The sequence below is a fragment of the Martinezella sp. CNPSo 3964 genome (genome assembly GCF_057784375.1).
The window spans coordinates 343,394-359,680 of record NZ_JBXSOW010000008.1 but is presented as its reverse complement, the minus strand read 5'-3'; the positions used below and the strand labels follow the sequence as shown (position 1 = coordinate 359,680).

Genomic DNA, 16,287 nt, shown 5'->3' with positions numbered 1-16,287 from the left:
TGCGGCAATAGACCGTAGACGGCTCGCTTTTCGTGGGCAGGGTATCGAGAAACCTCGATACCTGATTGGCGGCCAGCGGATTGATCAGGCGCCGCAATTTGCCGGGAGCGACGACGATCTGCGGGTGCCGATCAACACCAGCGCCAGGCCGGCTGCGGCGAGCAGGCCACCAGCGATCGAAACCGCCGCATAGCCGAAGCCAAGGCTGATGACGGCCGCACCGGTTGCAGCCCCCAAGGCATTGCCGAGGTTGAAGGCCCCGACATTGATGGAGGAAGCAAGGCCCGGGGCCTCTGCTGCTGCTTCCATGACGCGCATCTGCACGGGCGGGACGATGGCAAATGCTGCGCCACCCCAAAGAAGCAGGCCGATGGCGGCACCCACGTGGGTGACCATCGCGAGCGGCAGCACGAACATGATGGCCGCGAGCAGAGCCAGGAAGATCTTGGTTGCGCCGTCGAGCGACCAGTCGGCCAGCCGGCCGCCCAGCCAGTTGCCGATCGTGAAGCCGACGCCGATCAGGACCAGCCCGAGGGTCACGAAGCTATTGGATGCGCCAGTGAGTTCGGTGAGCGCCGGAGCAACATAGGTGTACAGCGAGAACATCGCGCCTGCACCCATGACGGTGGTTGCCATGGCAATGAGCACCGTAGGATGAGTAAGCACGGCCAACTCCCTCCTGACATCGGGCATCGCACCGCGCTCGCCTTTCGGAAGAGCGATCCACAGCGCCGCGATGGCGGCGACGCCAATCAAAGCCGTCCCGGCAAAGGCCATGCGCCAACCGATTGCCTGACCGACCCAGGTCGCGGCCGGAACGCCGCCGATATTGGCGATTGTCAGTCCCATGAACATGGCTGCGACCGCACTTGCCTGCTTTTCCTTCGGTACCACGCTTGCCGCCACGACGGCACCGAGACCGAAGAAGGCGCCGTGATTGAGACTCGTGACGAGCCGGGCAAGCAGCAGTGTGAAATAGCCGGGCGCCATGGCCGACATGAGATTGCCGACCGTGAAGATGCTCATCAGCAGCATCAGCGCGGTGCGCTTGCCGAAGCGGCTGAAAGCCAGCGTCATGAAGGGCGCACCAACCATGACGCCGATCGCATAGGCACTGATCAGGAGGCCGGCGGTCGGGATCGAGACGTCGACCCCTTTGGCGATCACCGGGAGAAGCCCCATCGGCGAAAACTCGGTTGTACCGATGCCAAAGGCGCCGATTGCAAGGGCGAGAAGCGCCCATTGCGCATGAGAGGATGTTTGGGCCTTTTCGGCCGTCGAAACGTGGGCGTTCATGTTAAAATCTCCTTAGACATCCCATTCCGGAGCAAGGCCGGGAGGGCTGACGATCCGGCCATCCGGACGAGCGAGATTGGCGATGGCGGCCATATCGGCCTCGTCGAGGTTGAAGTCGAAGATCGCGATGTTCTCCTTGGCGCGCGCGGGATTGGCGGTCTTGGAGAGGGCGATGTGACCCTGCTGGATCAGCCAGCGTAGGCCGACCTGCGCAGCGCTCTTGCCGTATCGGGCGCCGATTTGCTGCAGCACCTGATCCTTCGGCACCGCGCCGTCGGCCATGCCGTAATAAGCGGTGATCGCAAGACCGCTTGCCTTTGCGACTGCGGCGAGCGCGTGCTGGGGCAGGTAGGGGTGGATCTCGACCTGATTGGTCACGATCGGCGTGCTGGAAAGCCTGACCGATTCGCGCATCTGCGCGATATTCTGGTTGCTGACGCCGACGAAACGGGTCTTGCCGGCGGCCTTCACCGTGTTCAGCATCTCGATCTGGTCGGCGACCGACACCTTGTCGGTCGGCCAGTGCAGCAGGAGCAGATCGACCCGGTCGGTCTTGAGCTTGTCGAGGCTCTCTTCGACCGAAGCGGCGAACTTCTCGTTGCTATAATTGTCGACCCAGACCTTCGTGGTCAGGAACAGGTCGTCGCGTCGTGCGCCGGCCGATTGAAGGGCTCGGCCGAGCGCTTCCTCGTTCTGGTAGATCTGTGCGGTGTCGAAATGACGGAAACCGGCCTCCAGTGCGGCCGGGATGACGCGCTCCACTTCTGCGTCCGACATACGGAAGACGCCGAAGCCGAGCGCGGGAATTGTTGCGCCATGGGCAGTAACGGTGAGCATCGAAAACTCCTTTTGAAAGCCTCGGCGGCTTTGGCCGCCTTGAATGGATCGAGCGCCGGATTCGAGGGCGCAATCTCTTCGGCCTATGAAATAGAGGGAGCATTCGCACTTGATAATTGGGTGAGTTTTCACATTATTTGTGAAACAAAATCAAAGACGGGTGTTTCATGGACAATCGTGCGGGCGAGATGCAGGTATTTCTTCGCGTGGTGGAAGCCGGTAGCTTTTCCGAAGCGGCACGCTTGCTGCGCATGACGCCGTCAACCGTCAGCAAGCTGATCTCACGCATCGAAGCAAGACTCGGCGTGCGGCTTGTCGAGCGTTCCACCCGCCGGCTGTCGCTGACCTTGGAGGGTCGGATCTATTATGAGCGCAGCCAGGCCCTGCTGCACGATCTCGACGAGGTCGAACAGGAGCTGGCGCAGGGTGCGACGACGACAGGTGGCACCCTGCGGGTCAACATCTCGGTAGCCCTGGGCGTGCTCGGCCTCGAGCCGCTCTTGCCGGAATTCTGGCGGATCTACCCCAATGTCGTGGTCGACCTTTCGCTATCCGATGAAATCGTCGACCTCTATCTCGACCGGACCGACATTGCCTTCCGGGTGGGATCCCTGCCGGATTCGGGAATGATAGCGCGCCGCATCGGCATTGCTCGCCGCAAGATCGTCGCCGCGCCCAGTTATCTCGATCGTTGTGGAATACCGCTGACGGTCGATGATCTCTCACGGCACAATTGCCTGGGATTTAATTTCCGCCGCCTTGCGCCCGTCTGGCCGGTTAGGGAAAGCGGCCGCATCGTCGATCGTGCCATGACGAGTTCGCTGCTTGCCAACAATGGCGAAACCGTGCGGCGTATGACGCTGGCAGGTGTGGGGCTTGCCCGCATGGGTGACTATCACGTCCGGGCCGACATTGCGGCCGGCCGTCTCATCGAGGTGCTCGCCGATGTCGTCGAGCCGGATGAAGAGCAGATTCACGCGGTCTTCCTGGGAGGTGCTCGCATGCCGCAGCGCGTGCGCGTCTTCCTCGATTTCGTCGTGCCGCGCCTCCGGCAATTCCTTGACGGGGAAGTCTGAGCCTGTCGCCCCGATCACATGGGCGACGGGAAGGTGTATGTGTGGCTGAGCGATCGGGCATCTTGTCCGATGGATGCTGCCGTCCATATACAACTTATGTTTGATCGTCTTGTTCTCCCATTTCGCCGCCCCGCTCTTCACTGCTTTATCGAAGCGCATCCGCCATCGCGGCAGGTTTCCCGAGCCGACAGTGAGCTTGTCGCCGCTTATGAAGGCGTTCTTCCCGCCAGCCTTCTCGAATTGTGGCGCCGCAAGGGGGTCGGATTTTATGGCGATATGCAACTCGCGCTGATCGACCCGCGGCCTTGGCAGGCCGTGCTTCATCGTTGGATCGTTTCGCCGCCGGATGATGTGCGGCGCATCCCGATTGCGCTGACGCCCTTCGGCGTCCTTCTCTATTACCGCAAGCTGACGGCAACCGACGAGGATGTTGTCTTCATCGATCCTGTATCGAAAAGGACGAGCGACCTGGCCTGGAGCCTCGACGAGTTCTTCAATCGGTTTCTTTGCGACAGGCAGTCGCTTGAATCCCTCATTTCGCCGACATTGGTACAATCGGCACGTAAGGACTGTGGGGCGCTTTCACCGGGTGAAGTCTATGAAATCGACCAGATGCTGTTTTCGATGCAGATGCTGCGGATCGCAAAGGTCGATGCCTTCGAGATGCATCGGCGTCTTCGCGACGCCGTCGATCCGCCGAAGCCGACAGCCGAGAAGCCGACGACCGTGGCCGATGCCCTGCCGGTCGAACATCGCACCACATTTGAGGATATCGCAGACGGGCAAGGCTTAGCCGGCTTATATCTGTCTTCCTATATCGACTGGCACAGGCTCTTGGCGCTCCGACCAGATGGGCGCTACAGCCTGTTGTTCTGGCGTATCCATTATCGGAGTTTGGAACGGGTCGACGTGCGTTTCTACACCGGGACCTACGAAATCTCAGGCAATGCCGACGGTGACGAGATCGTTGCGCTCGACATCGTCTTGCGCGCCGATTCCTCGGGTGGCGACGACAATGACGACCGTCTCGTGGCAATGCATTCGGGCGAAACCAGCCTCCTGCTGCGCGTCTACGAGCTGGGCGATATCGCAACGGCGATCGGCGGCTGGGACAAAATGGGGCGCAGCGAATATTATTTCCGCCGGGTCACACTACATGAGGCTTTCGTGGAAGAGCCGAGCGATGGCCGCGCGGCTCCGCCCTTTGACGATCTTCCGCACATCCTGCAGGCCATGATCCATGTCGAGCCGCTTCGTACCACGATCACCCATGTCGCCGATCCAAATCTTGACGAAGAGGACGATGGCGAAGGCACGGTCATGTGCACGCTCGATCTCGGCGAGGATGACGGACTGCGCTTCAACATGCCGCTTTACTCGCCTCCCGACACCGGCCGTCACCTCAAGGGCTGGATCTGGAAGATGGCGCCGCACGCCTGTGAGGTCGGGGTCAAATATCGCCGCGGTCAAGACGGCACCATCGAAGATGGTCCAGCGATCGGCGATATATTGACAACCCGTGCGCCGAGCGAGGGCTGAGTGTACCGATAGACGCAATTCTCGTGCCCCGCCTCACTTCGACGGCTTCTTCCTGAATTCTTCGCAGTCCGAGATCTCGCGGATCGACTGGCATCGGCCGCCCGCCGAGAGGCCGAGCGTCGAGGGTCGGCAACAAGCGCGCTGACGAACCGCAGCAGGACGCTGTTGTAAAAGGATCTGCATATGGGAATTGCTATCCAGGCTGGCAGGCACCCGCCGCCAGTCCTGTAGAGGCCGCAGGCCGGAAAGCTGCAGCGCCGCCGAATCGATGGCGGTTACATCGCCGGGTCCGCTCTCACTGCAGGGGCCGCGGGATTGCGCCGGTCCGCGGCCGGATCGCCGGGCTTTCGTCTTCCTGATCGGTCTCGAGCCGCTGCAGGATCGGGCAATGCGGGCGATGGTCGCCCTGGCAGGCATTCACGAGCATGGTGAGCGTATGCTCCATATCCTGCAGGTCGGCGATCTTTTTCTTCAGCGCTTCGATATGGCCCTGAGCCAGGCGCTTGACCTCCGCGCTCTGGCGGGTTTCGTCGCGCCAAAGTTCCAAAAGCTCACTGATTTCGGTGACGGCAAAGCCGAGATCGCGCGCCCGGCGGATGAAGCGCAGCATGTGGACGTCGGTATCCGAATAGTCGCGATAGCCCGACGCGGTTCTGCCGGCCGCCGGAATGAGGCCGGTCTCTTCGTAATAGCGGATCATCTTGGCCGAGACGCCCGATGCCTTTGCTGCCTGCCCGATATTCATGAATGTTCTCCTGACATAAGGCAGCCGGCCCGAAAAGGACCGGCCGCGTCCGATTGCTAGTTGATGACCCTGAAGCGACGTAGCCGCAGCGCATTGCCGAGCACGAAGACGCTCGACAAGGCCATGGCGCCGGCGGCAAAGACCGGCGAGAGCAAGATGCCGAAGGCCGGATAGAGGGCGCCGGCAGCGACCGGGATCAGGGCCGTGTTATAAGCGAAGGCCCAGAAGAGGTTTTGTCTGATGTTGCCGATCGTCGCCTTGGACAGGGCAATGGCGTTCGGCACGCCCTGTAGGCTTCCCGACATCAGGACGACGTCGGCCGCCTCGATGGCTATATCCGTGCCGGTGCCGATCGCAAGACCGACGTCGGCCTCGGCTAGAGCCGGCGCATCGTTGATGCCATCGCCGACGAAGGCCACCTTGCCGTGCTGGCGCTTGAGCCGGCGAACGGCCTCGACCTTGCCGTCGGGCAGCACTTCGGCCACGACCTCATCGATGCCAAGCCGTGCGGCGATGGCCTTGGCCGTGCGAGCATTATCGCCGGTAATCATTGCGACCTTCAGGCCGAGATCGTGCATCGCCTTGATCGCTGCCGGCGTCGTTTCCTTGATCGGATCGGCGACGGCAATGATTGCGGCGAGCTTGCCGTCGATCGCGGCATAAAGCGGCGACTTGCCCTCGTTGCCGAGACGTTCGGCGACTTCGCGGAAGCCTGTGACGTCAAGTCCGAGCTCGGCCATGTAGCGATCTGCGCCGATCTCGACACGTTTGTCGCCGGCCTTCGCCCGAACGCCGAAGCCTGTGACCGATTCGAAATCCGATACACTTGGCAGCGTCAGATCCTCGGAGATCGCCGCCTCGACGATCGCCCGGGCAATCGGATGCTCAGACTTTGCTTCTGCCGCCGCCACCAGGCGCAGCACGCCGGAGCGGTCGAAGCCCGCCGCCGGTTCCAGGTCGGTCAGCGCCGGCTTGCCCTCAGTCAGTGTGCCTGTCTTGTCGACGGCGACAACGCTCGCGTCCTTGAGCAGCTGCAGGGCTTCGCCCTTGCGGAAGAGCACGCCCAGCTCCGCACCGCGGCCGGTGCCGACCATAATCGAGGTGGGGGTGGCAAGCCCCATGGCGCAGGGGCAGGCGATGATCAGCACGGCGACTGCATTGACCAGCGCAAAGCTGAGAGCGGGTGACGGGCCGAAATAGAGCCAGGCTGCGAAGGTGACGGCGGCCGCGGCCATCACGGCTGGTACGAACCACATGGTCACTTTATCGACCATGGCCTGGATCGGCAGCTTCGAGCCCTGTGCCTCCTCGACCATGCGAATGATCTGCGACAGCACCGTATTGCCGCCGACGGCGGTCGCTTGGAAGGCAAAGGCGCCCTTCTGGTTGACCGTGCCGCCAACCACGTTACTGCCAATCGTCTTCAGGGCCGGGATGGGCTCACCGGTGATCATCGATTCGTCGACATAGCTCTCGCCCTCGATGAGCTCGCCATCGACCGGTACCCGTTCGCCTGGACGAACCTCGACGATATCGCCGGAAACGACCGAACCGATCGGTAGATCGGCGGCCCTGCCATCGCGGCGGACGCGCGCGGTCTTGGCCTGTAGGTTGACCAGGCGTTTGATTGCTTCGGAGGTGCGTCCCTTGGCCCGAGCTTCGAGCAGTCGGCCGAGCAGGATGAGCGTCACGATGACGGCCGCCGCTTCGAAATAGACGTTGATTGCGCCCGATGGCAACAGGCCAGGCGCGAAGGTCGCAACCAGCGAATAGCCGTAGGCTGCCAATGAGCCGACGGCGACCAGCGAGTTCATGTCGGGCGCAAGGCGCAGGAGCGCAGGAAGTCCCTTCTGATAGAAGCGTATGCCGGGAACGAAAAGGACGAGCGTCGTCAGCGCAAGCTGGATGTACCAGCTCCGCTGCATCCCGATCGTCTCTGCAATCAGACCGTGGACGCCGGGAATGAGATGCGATCCCATCTCCAGGAGAAAGACCGGCGTCGTCAAAATCGCGGCAACGATGAAATCGCGGGTGAGCTCCCGCCGTTCGGCGTCCTTCTTCCGCGCGCGTCCGGCCTCTTCGTCTCCTCGGTCCGCGCTTATAATTTTCGCCTCGTAGCCGGCGTTCTCGACCGCCGTGATCAGGCTTGCCGCGTCCGCCGCCCCTTTGATCGTGGCCCGCTCGGTTGCAAGGTTAACGGTGGCCTCACTCACGCCAGGCACGGTCTTCAGGGCGCGTTCGACGCTGCCGACGCACGAGGCGCAGGTCATACCCTCGATCGAAAGCTCGACGGAACCTGTCGCAGCGGTGAAATTCTCCGGAACGGAATAGCCGACATTTTCGACGGCCCGGACGAGTGCCGCGTGATCGATGCCTGCGTGTGTCGTGATGCTCGCCTTTTCGGTGGCGAGATTGACCGATACTGCATCGACGCCCGGCACGTTCTTCAAGGCGCGCTCGACGCTACCCACGCAGGATGCACAAGTCATGCCCTCGATAGGCAGAGATATGACAGTCGACAAATCCAATGGCCGAACTGAACTATTCATGGGAGGTCCTTTCACGCTCCGAATTTGATTGTGAAGGGAAGGTGAGGCTTCCAACCATTGGAAGGTCAATAGCATTTTTTTCGTCGGATGACACTTGACCTTACCATGGTTGGAAGCCCCACCTTGAGCGCCGTGAGATCAAAACCAAGGAGAATTCTCATGGAACTCAGAATCGAAAACATGACCTGCGGCGGCTGCGCCAAGTCCGTCACCAAGGCAATCCAATCCGTCGATCCAGACGCCAGGATCGAGACCAATCCTGACGCGCGCACCGTCAAGATCGAGACGGCTGCCTCTCAGCCGATGCTCCAGCAGGCTCTCGAACAGGCCGGCTATCCGGCAGTCGCAAACTGAGTGGTTCAGATTATGCACAGGCTCCCCGATCTTCATCGACGCAGGCCCGGTGAGTGCGCAGAGCCGGCGGAAGGCAAGATTGCCGTGATGAAGAGGCGGTGCGCCGAGCACGGCAATTGACGACCGGAAGGTGGCTCCTCGAAGTCACCTTCGACACAGAGACAAAAGGCGCGACACCGTGGCGAGCGGCCCTACGGGCGTATCGCTTCCAGGTGAGCAAGAGGAAGCAATCGATGTACCGACGTAGTTTTCTCGTGGGGCTGGCGGGCCTTACGATTTCCGGGTCTGCCACGGCCCAGATGATGCACGACATGGGCAGCATGAGCGGAAACGGCGCTCACAACATGATGCCCAAAGCCGGCAACAAGCTCGTCTTGCCGGAAGGCCAGCCTCTGCGCGAGCTGCCACGCTTGATGAACGAGGCCAGCCAAGCCGGTCTGTTCAAGGCAAGGCTTGCCGCGGAGCAGGGGCTTGCTCGCTTCGCCGAGGGGCTCGATACGCCCGTGCTTCTCTACAACGGTGGAAATCCCGTGATCGAAGCGCATGAAGGAGACAGGATCGAGATCAGCTTCAAGAACGGCATTCCCGGCCAACCGACCACGGTTCATTGGCATGGTATGCCGGTGCCGGCCGATCAAGATGGCAATCCCATGGAACCCGTCGCTTCGGGCGGCGAGCACATCTATGCTTTCGATCTACCAGCGGGGAGTGCCGCATCCTATTGGTTCCATCCTCATCCGCATGGCCTTACCGCCGAGCAGGTTTATCGTGGGCTTGCAGGCATCTTCCTCGTGAAACCCAAGGATGACCCGATTCCCGCCGAGTATGGCGATACGGTCCTGATGTTCACCGATCTTCGGATCGCCGAAGATGGAAGCATGCCGGCGAGCAACATGATCGATCTGATGAACGGGCGGGTCGGCGACCATGTGCTGGTCAATGGTCAGAAAAATCCGGTCCTGGCCGTGGCAAAGGGGGAGAAGCGTCGCCTGCGCCTCTTCAATGCGACGAATGCGCGGTTCCTGCGGCTGACATTCGAGAATGCCGACATGATGCTCGTGGGAACGGATGGGGGTCTTATCGAGGCTCCCGTCGGCGTCGGCGAGTTTCTGCTTGCGCCCGCCGAGCGCGTCGAGCTCATCGTATCGTTCGACAAGCCGGGAGCGGCAAAGCTCACCACGCTCGACTATGAGCGGGGGTGGATGGGGCCGGGCAAGCCCGAAGAGGCCGGCATGACCTTGCTGACGGCGAATGTCTCGGAGGTGGCAGCGCCGTCCGTGCCGCCGCTGCCGGCGAAGCTGCGCACCATTGAACCCCTCGCCGCGCCGGCGGTCACGCGCCGCTTTGCGCTAACGGAATCCATGGGCGGCATGGAGATGAAGTTCCTCATCAACGGCGCCAGCTTCGACATGAACCGCGTTGACGAAGTCTCGAAGGTCGGGCAGGTCGAGCTTTGGGAAATTGCCAACCAGGCGGATATGGATCATCCGTTTCATGTCCATGGGACGCAGTTCCAGGTTGTCGAACGCGTAAAGGATGGGGCGGTCGCCAAGCCACCCTACCGGGCCTGGAAGGATACCGTGAACGTTGCGGCTGGCGAGACGGTGCGTATCCTGTTGCGACAGGATTTACCGGGGCAGCGCATGTATCACTGCCACATCCTCGAGCATGAAGATCTCGGTATGATGGGCACAATCGACGTAGAGGCCTGACGACCTCCACCGTCAATCGCAGCCTGGAGGGAGGATTGACATTATCCCTCCTGTTTCCCTGACCTTTGGAACTTGTCCTTGATGAGGTTGCGGTGTCGGCCGCGATTCGAAGGTTGGGCCCGATTTCGCTTTCGCCGGTGTACGCGTGATGTTCGGGTCTTGCGCAAACAGCAGGTTAGGCGCTTTTATGTAAGCGCGTCCTATTGCAGCGAAAGCGCTCGCAACGGCCTCGGAGGAGGGCCGTATGCGATCTCGCAGTGGATGCCAATTGTGCTGACGGTGGCATTCAAGGGGAGGACTCGATGGCCGCTAATCATCAGACGCAATATCGCGAACGCGTGCGCTCTGCACATGAGGCCGTTGCCTTCATACCATCCGGCGCGAAGATCGCCATGCCGATCGCTGCCGGCCAGCCGCCTGCCATTCTTGCGGCGCTGGCCGAGCGTGCTCGGGCGGGGGCGGTGGACAACATCCGGCTCTACTACCTGCTCTGTACAGGCGTCGCCGGCTCCAGCGTGCTCGACTTCGACTTGCGCGACCGCATCATTCCCATGAGTTATTTTCATGGAGCGGTGGATCGTGCCCTCGATAAGAGGCGAATGGCGGAAATGTTGCCCGCTGGCGATCTCGTGCCTTGCCACTTCAGTCAGGTGCCGCGCTCGCTGGTCGAGCATGTCGGCGTCGATACGTTGGTCGCAACCGTCTCGCCCATGGATGCGGACGGGAATTTCAGCCTCGGCGCCAGTACGGATTATGCGCTTGCGGTCGCTCGCAAGCCGGGAACTCGGCTGATCCTCGAAGTCAATGCCAACATGCCCTATGTGCGCGGCAATTGCATGATCCCCGTGTCGAGCGTCACGGCTCTGGTCGAGAACGACGCAAGTTTGCCGGTGCTCCCTGCTGCGCCCCGTTCGGAAGTCGATGATGCCATCGGCGCCATCATTGCCGGGCTTGTGGACGATGGCGATTGTCTGCAGATGGGCATCGGTGCATTGCCCGATGCGGTTTGTGCCGGTCTCTCCCACCATCGCCACGTCGGTATCCATACCGAAATGATGACATCGGGACTTGCCGCGCTGGTCAAGGCGGGCGTGGTCGACAATAGCCGCAAGCAGATCCATGTCGGGCGAACCATCTTCACCTTTGCGCTGGGCGACAAGCCGCTTTACGATTTCCTGAACGACAATCCCCATGTCGAAGCGCATCCCGTCGACTACGTGAACAATCCGTTCGTCATCGCGCAGAATGATCGTATGGTGTCAGTCAATGCGACGATGCAGATCGATCTCAACGGGGCGTGCAATTCCGAATTCGTCAATGGAAGGCAGTTCAGCGGCTCGGGCGGGCAGGTGGATTTCGTCCGCGGCGCCTATGGCTCACGCGGCGGCCGTTCGATCATCGCCTGCCATGCGACGGCGGCCAAGGGAACGCTTTCGCGTATCGTTCCGACGCTGACAGGGCCGGTAACGACATCACGCAACGATATCCATATCGTCGTGACGGAATATGGCTGGGCCAATCTCAAGGGTAAATCGGTGGCAGAGCGGGCAAAGGCGATGATTGCGCTTGCCCATCCCGATTTCAGGGAAGAGTTGGACCGAGCCGCCCATCAGGCGGGATTTTACGCGCCGGATTGACGTAGTCATCGTTGATCTTGCTTGGGCAATAAGAAGGACCCGGAGGGAAACCGGATCCTTCCGGCTTTGATCGGAGGTCAACCGATCACTTTGAGAAGCCTGATGGATCGGTACATCAGGCTTCCCGTACCCGGTCCCAGGTAGACCAGGTAATTCGGTATTAGAAGCTACGCTGGAAGCGCAGGATACCAGCCCACTGATCCTGGTTCACAGAATCGAAGTTGGTGTAGGAGACTTCCGGCTCGATGAGCAGGTTCTTGACCGGGTTGAACTTGAGGTTCGTGGTCGCTGCGAAGATCTTCGAGTCGGTGTAGGCGAGCTGCAGGTTCCACTTCAGCTTTTCGTTGATCGGAACGCCAACGCCGCCCCAAACAGCCCAGTCACCCCAGCCGCACTTCGATGCATCGTTAGCCGGGCAAGAAGAGCGAGCCAGGTTGGTGCCGGCGTACTTGTTGAGGTTGTCGCCATCGGTGTTCCAGCCGCCCATCAAGAAGGCCGAGAAGACGCCGAAGTCAGCATCGACGCGAGCCTTGATAGCGCCTTCCGACTTGATCGAGTCGTAACCGCCAACGACCTTGAAGCCCCATGCGCCGGACTTGAAGCCAGCACCGGCAACAACGTCAGGAGCGTAGTGGTTGGCCTTGTCGTCAGATGCCCAGCTTGCGCCATAGCCAGCGCCCGAGCCGCTGGAGTTGCTGTCTTCGAGCGAGACGACAGCCGTGAAGCCGTTGCCTGCGTCGTAGTTGTAGGTCAACTGGTTGAGTTCGTACGGGCCGTCATAGATCACGTCGTCGTTGATGACGTCGCCGGCATAACCGATGTAGGAGTTATACTGCGAGTCTGCCTTACCGACGAGGAAACCGCCGAGGCTGATGTTGGCCCAGAGCAGCTTGGTGCTGGTGCTGTTGCCTTCCTGCCAATCCCAACGGATGACCGTGTTGGTCTTCAGCGGGCCGTATTCGGTGTCGGTTGCGGTGTCGAGGCTCAGCTGAGCGCGGGTATGCCACAGCGTACCGTTATGGCTGTTGGCATTGTAGGCGTCGTACCACTTGCCTTCGGTACGGACCATGCCGCCGACCTTGAGGCAGGTTTCGGTACCGGGAATGAAGAAGTAGCCTGCACCGTATGCGTCGCAGATACGGACGTATTCCAGCGGCTCCGGCTCAGCTGCTACGATAGCGTCAGCCGCGTGAGCACCGGATACTGCTGCCAGAGCGGCAGCGGAGCCGAGAAGAAGGCTCTTGATGTTCATTGTAAACTCCTGGTTGTAACTATTCGTACGTAATCCAAGGAGCGAGCATAATAGGCCATCCTGAAAGTGCTCCCCATAAACAGGAAGCAAAAAACAGGCACTGCATTTGCAATAGACTGCCGGTACTATCCCCACCCCGATGGAACCTCGTTAGCTGGCGGCTGAAACAACACCCCACCAGATCGCAAGCCAATTAGGTCCTGAAGAAAGAGCTATATACATTCGGATTGTTTGTAAATCTGAGCTGGAGCCATTCAGAAACGGAAAAAGCGGTTGTTGATTTAATGCAACACATGCTTGACGAGAAAACTCAGACGGGAAGTCCAGCCAGGCAATCGGCCTACCGACGGAATGCCCCGAAGGCTCATCTCTCTCGCCTCATCGGCAGCTTCAATATGCGATCGCGAACAACTCCATCGCCTTGGCAAAGCCTTTCAGCTGCCGCCGCCCGATCGAGATTGCATCGGTGATATCGGCCTTTTGCTGGAATGGGCCGGACATCAGAAGCGCTTTACCGCTTTCGCTACAGACGTTCTGAATACGGCTGACGATATTGACGTCAGGGCCGATCAAGGTGAAATCCAGGCGGTTGCCGGAGCCGACATTGCCGTAGCTCACCTCGCCATAGTGCAGCGCAATGCCGGCCTTGACGTGGATGCCGTCATATTCGAAGCCGCCTATTTCACCGAGGATTGTTTTTGCTGCCGTCAGCGCGGCATTGCAGGCTCCGGTCGCATCGATGCCTGGAAAGAATGCCAGAACCGCATCGCCCATGAATTTCAGTACTTCTCCGCCTTCATGGGTAATCGCCGGCACTACCTTGTCAAAATAGGCGTTCAAGAGCCCAAGCACGGTCTCGCCGGGCAGCCGATTGGAAAGCTCGGTGAAGCCGCGCAGGTCGCACAGTAGAAGTGCTGCCTCCATCGATTCGATTTCCCCGCGACGGATGTGTCCGGCCAGGATGCGGCTTGCCGTCATCGGACCGATGTAAGTGTCGAGAAGGCTGAGTTCGCATTGTCTGAGAACACGTAGCTCGCAGGTGTTGCGCAATGCCGGCAGGATGCGTTCGATCAGGTCCTGCTCGCTGGATGTGAAGCCGCCGGGCCGCCGCGTGGCGAAGACGGCGCTGCTGATCGGCCCGTCGGCATTGCAAAGCGGTGCCACGATCAGTTGAACCAGCCCTCGGCCGGAAAATATGTCGATATGCTGCCAGCGCCCATGGGGGCTCTCGCCGGGACCGACGATGAGCGGCTCGCGCATTTCCTGTGCCTTCATAAGCGGCGTATTGGCGAGCGCGAGGCGCGAGCCATGTTCGCGATCATGGATCTCGACCGGCTCGCCGGGAGCCCAGGCGAAGGTGCGGCCAATGAATTCGGGATGCAGCGTCGTCAGGTGCAGCGTCAATCGATCGACGGGAAGCCCAACGGCCTGCAGGCGACGGCCGAGCCCGGCAACGAGGCCGGCCTCATCGAGAGCATGGCATTCGTCGCCCGTCAGCCATTCGATCAGGTTTAAGGTAGCCGCGGTGTTGACGCCGCCGCGGTCCGTTCTGGAATTGACGTTTGCGGTCTTCGGCATGTCATGCAGCAAAGTCATGGCTATCTCCTCCTCTTTGAGGTGCGGCGCTCAGTGTGCCGCACCGCCGGAAAGGTGGCCGGGTTTCTTCAGAAGCAGGCTGGCGATGAGGGCGATGACCAGCGCGACGCCGAGCAGATAGAAGGTGTCGCTGAAGGCCATGATATTGGCCTGCGCGCGCAGATCGGAGGCGATGGCGACGATCGCCTTGTGCGTGGCAAGCGCCTGATCGCTCACCCCATGGTTCATGAAATAGTTGGTCAATTTTGCTACCCGGTCGCGGGTTGCCTCTTCGAACACAGAAACGGAATTGGTGAGAATGTTCGAGTGGAATTGCTCGCGCTTGGTAAGGAAGGTCTGCAGCGCCGCAATGCCGACCGCGCCGCCGAGATTGCGCATCATGTTGAAGAGCGCCGAGGCGGAGCCGGCATTTTCCTGTTCGATTCCGGCCGTCGCAATCGCAGTCAGCGGCGTGAAGGCGAGCGCCTGGCCGATGGCACGCACGATGTTCGGCCAGAAGAGCTGGTCGCTGGCATAGTTGCCGGTCATATGGACATTCATGAAGTTCGAGGCAGCAAAGAGCGCGAAGCCAACGACGATCAGCAGGCGGGCATCGACACGCTTCATCAGCCGCGGCACCAGCGGAATGAGGATCAGCTGTGGAATACCGGTCCAGGCAAGCACCATGCCGATCTGCTCGGAGTTGTAGCCCTGGGTGCGTGTCAGGTAGATCGGCAGGATGAAGACCGAGCCATAGAGCGCGATGCCCAGCAGGAAATTGGCAACGATGCCAAAGCCGAAATTGCGGCGAACCAGCAGACGCAGATTGAGGAGCGGATGGGCGGCGCGAAGCTCGATGATGAGAAAGAGCGTCAACGAGATCGCGGCGATGACGGAAAGACGGACGATGAATGGCGAGCCGAACCAGTCGTCCTTGTTGCCTTCCTCAAGCACGGTCTGCAGTGCGGCAAGGCCGACCGCCATGGTGATGATGCCCGGCCAATCACCCTTGGCGAGCAGTGAAAGGTTCATCGGCGCACGGTCAAGCGAAGCCCAGAGCATGCCGACCATGAGAATGCCGGGCACGAGATTGACGTAGAAGATATATTCCCAGCCCCAGTTTTCGGTGAGGTAACCGCCGATGGTCGGGCCGATTGCCGGCGCGAAGGTCGCCGAAAGGGCAAAGAGCGCAAGGCCGATCGGCTGCTTGGGTTTCGGCAGCAGCGTGATGATGATCGTGAAAGCCATCGGGATCAGCACGCCGCCGGAAAAGCCCTGTATGGCGCGCAATATGATCATCTGCTGCAGGTTGGCCGCAAAGGCGCAGCCGACCGAAAAGACCAGGAAGAGGATGGCATTGGTCAGCAGGTAGATGCGGACGGAAAAGACGCGGGCGAGCCAGGCGCTAAGGGGAATGACGACGATCTCGGCGATCAGATAGGAGGTCGAGATCCAGCCGCCATCATCCGTTCCGGCACCGATCGCGCCCTGGATGTCGGCCAGCGAGGCATTGACGATCTGGATGTTGAGAACGGCCATGAAGGCGCCAAGTGTCGAACCGACCACAGCGGTCCACATGCGCAGCGGGCTCATGGCAGCTCCGGCAACGGCAGTGGTTGCAGCGCCCTGGGATACGGCTGAATTGTTGTTTGCGGCGATCTGAAGAGTGGCCACGACGCGTCTCCTTCCGGGGTCATGCCGGAATAATCTCATGA

12 protein-coding genes are annotated in these 16,287 nt (G+C 60.7%); 5 read left to right on the top strand and 7 right to left on the bottom strand.

Annotated features, from left to right (window positions below):
* Positions 1-84 precede the first annotated feature (84 nt).
* Positions 85-1,296: an MFS transporter gene (locus AC13Q5_RS24795; protein ID WP_075854721.1), complete on the bottom strand. Its 1,212-nt coding sequence runs from the start codon at positions 1,294-1,296 to the stop codon at positions 85-87.
* Positions 1,297-1,308: 12 nt separating this feature from the next.
* Positions 1,309-2,133 (bottom strand): aldo/keto reductase, encoded by an 825-nt coding sequence (locus AC13Q5_RS24790; protein ID WP_075854720.1) that lies wholly within the window; start codon positions 2,131-2,133, stop codon positions 1,309-1,311.
* A gap of 167 nt (positions 2,134-2,300) precedes the next feature.
* Here AC13Q5_RS24790 and AC13Q5_RS24785 point away from each other — a divergent pair, with 167 nt between their 5' ends.
* Both AC13Q5_RS24785 and AC13Q5_RS24780 read left to right on the top strand, forming a co-directional pair.
* Positions 2,301-3,209: a LysR family transcriptional regulator gene (locus AC13Q5_RS24785; RefSeq protein ID WP_075854719.1), complete on the top strand. Its 909-nt coding sequence runs from the start codon at positions 2,301-2,303 to the stop codon at positions 3,207-3,209.
* A gap of 96 nt (positions 3,210-3,305) precedes the next feature.
* Positions 3,306-4,748: a GAD-like domain-containing protein gene (locus AC13Q5_RS24780; RefSeq protein ID WP_075854718.1), complete on the top strand. Its 1,443-nt coding sequence runs from the start codon at positions 3,306-3,308 to the stop codon at positions 4,746-4,748.
* Positions 4,749-5,043: 295 nt separating this feature from the next.
* Here AC13Q5_RS24780 and cueR read toward each other — a convergent pair whose 3' ends face one another.
* Complete coding sequence (gene cueR / locus AC13Q5_RS24775; protein WP_075854717.1) at positions 5,044-5,493, bottom strand: Cu(I)-responsive transcriptional regulator; 450 nt, start codon at positions 5,491-5,493, stop codon at positions 5,044-5,046.
* Positions 5,494-5,549: 56 nt separating this feature from the next.
* Positions 5,550-8,042: a heavy metal translocating P-type ATPase gene (locus tag AC13Q5_RS24770; RefSeq protein ID WP_488503497.1), complete on the bottom strand. Its 2,493-nt coding sequence runs from the start codon at positions 8,040-8,042 to the stop codon at positions 5,550-5,552.
* Between the two features lie 159 nt (positions 8,043-8,201).
* On the opposite strand from AC13Q5_RS24770, the gene AC13Q5_RS24765 reads away from it, so the two are divergent.
* The 3 genes from AC13Q5_RS24765 (at position 8,202) to AC13Q5_RS24755 (ending at position 11,745) form a co-directional block, all read left to right on the top strand.
* Positions 8,202-8,396 carry a heavy-metal-associated domain-containing protein gene (locus tag AC13Q5_RS24765; RefSeq protein ID WP_457882058.1) on the top strand — a complete coding sequence of 65 codons (195 nt, stop codon included), beginning with the start codon at positions 8,202-8,204 and terminating at the stop codon, positions 8,394-8,396.
* Positions 8,397-8,629: 233 nt separating this feature from the next.
* The gene (locus AC13Q5_RS24760) at positions 8,630-10,108 is read left to right on the top strand and encodes a multicopper oxidase family protein (RefSeq protein WP_488503496.1); all 1,479 of its coding nucleotides are present in this window, start codon (positions 8,630-8,632) and stop codon (positions 10,106-10,108) included.
* Positions 10,109-10,410: 302 nt separating this feature from the next.
* Positions 10,411-11,745, top strand: a complete 1,335-nt coding sequence (locus AC13Q5_RS24755; RefSeq protein WP_488503495.1) for an acetyl-CoA hydrolase/transferase family protein — start codon at positions 10,411-10,413, stop codon at positions 11,743-11,745.
* Between the two features lie 160 nt (positions 11,746-11,905).
* On the opposite strand, the gene AC13Q5_RS24750 is transcribed toward AC13Q5_RS24755, so the two are convergent.
* The 3 genes from AC13Q5_RS24750 to AC13Q5_RS24740 all read right to left on the bottom strand — a co-directional run bounded on the left by AC13Q5_RS24750 (position 11,906) and on the right by AC13Q5_RS24740 (position 16,246).
* Positions 11,906-12,997, bottom strand: a complete 1,092-nt coding sequence (locus AC13Q5_RS24750; RefSeq protein ID WP_488503494.1) for a porin — start codon at positions 12,995-12,997, stop codon at positions 11,906-11,908.
* A 390-nt stretch (positions 12,998-13,387) separates the two neighbouring features.
* The gene (locus AC13Q5_RS24745; protein WP_083961400.1) at positions 13,388-14,593 is read right to left on the bottom strand and encodes an adenylate/guanylate cyclase domain-containing protein; all 1,206 of its coding nucleotides are present in this window, start codon (positions 14,591-14,593) and stop codon (positions 13,388-13,390) included.
* Positions 14,594-14,623: 30 nt separating this feature from the next.
* Entirely contained in the window at positions 14,624-16,246 is a 1,623-nt protein-coding gene (locus AC13Q5_RS24740; RefSeq protein WP_488503493.1) for an MDR family MFS transporter, read from the bottom strand.
* Between the last annotated feature and the right edge of the window lie 41 nt (positions 16,247-16,287).

Excerpts from the sequence above, each read along its gene's own strand:
- AC13Q5_RS24795 (WP_075854721.1), bottom strand. The coding sequence starts at position 1,296 with ATGAACGCCCACGTTTCGACGGCCGAAAAGGCCCAAACATCCTCTCAT.
- AC13Q5_RS24790 (WP_075854720.1), bottom strand. The coding sequence starts at position 2,133 with ATGCTCACCGTTACTGCCCATGGCGCAACAATTCCCGCGCTCGGCTTC.
- AC13Q5_RS24785 (WP_075854719.1), top strand. The coding sequence starts at position 2,301 with ATGGACAATCGTGCGGGCGAGATGCAGGTATTTCTTCGCGTGGTGGAA.
- AC13Q5_RS24780 (WP_075854718.1), top strand. The coding sequence starts at position 3,306 with ATGTTTGATCGTCTTGTTCTCCCATTTCGCCGCCCCGCTCTTCACTGC.
- cueR (WP_075854717.1), bottom strand. The coding sequence starts at position 5,493 with ATGAATATCGGGCAGGCAGCAAAGGCATCGGGCGTCTCGGCCAAGATG.
- AC13Q5_RS24770 (WP_488503497.1), bottom strand. The coding sequence starts at position 8,042 with ATGAATAGTTCAGTTCGGCCATTGGATTTGTCGACTGTCATATCTCTG.
- AC13Q5_RS24765 (WP_457882058.1), top strand. The coding sequence starts at position 8,202 with ATGGAACTCAGAATCGAAAACATGACCTGCGGCGGCTGCGCCAAGTCC.
- AC13Q5_RS24760 (WP_488503496.1), top strand. The coding sequence starts at position 8,630 with ATGTACCGACGTAGTTTTCTCGTGGGGCTGGCGGGCCTTACGATTTCC.
- AC13Q5_RS24755 (WP_488503495.1), top strand. The coding sequence starts at position 10,411 with ATGGCCGCTAATCATCAGACGCAATATCGCGAACGCGTGCGCTCTGCA.
- AC13Q5_RS24750 (WP_488503494.1), bottom strand. The coding sequence starts at position 12,997 with ATGAACATCAAGAGCCTTCTTCTCGGCTCCGCTGCCGCTCTGGCAGCA.
- AC13Q5_RS24745 (WP_083961400.1), bottom strand. The coding sequence starts at position 14,593 with ATGACTTTGCTGCATGACATGCCGAAGACCGCAAACGTCAATTCCAGA.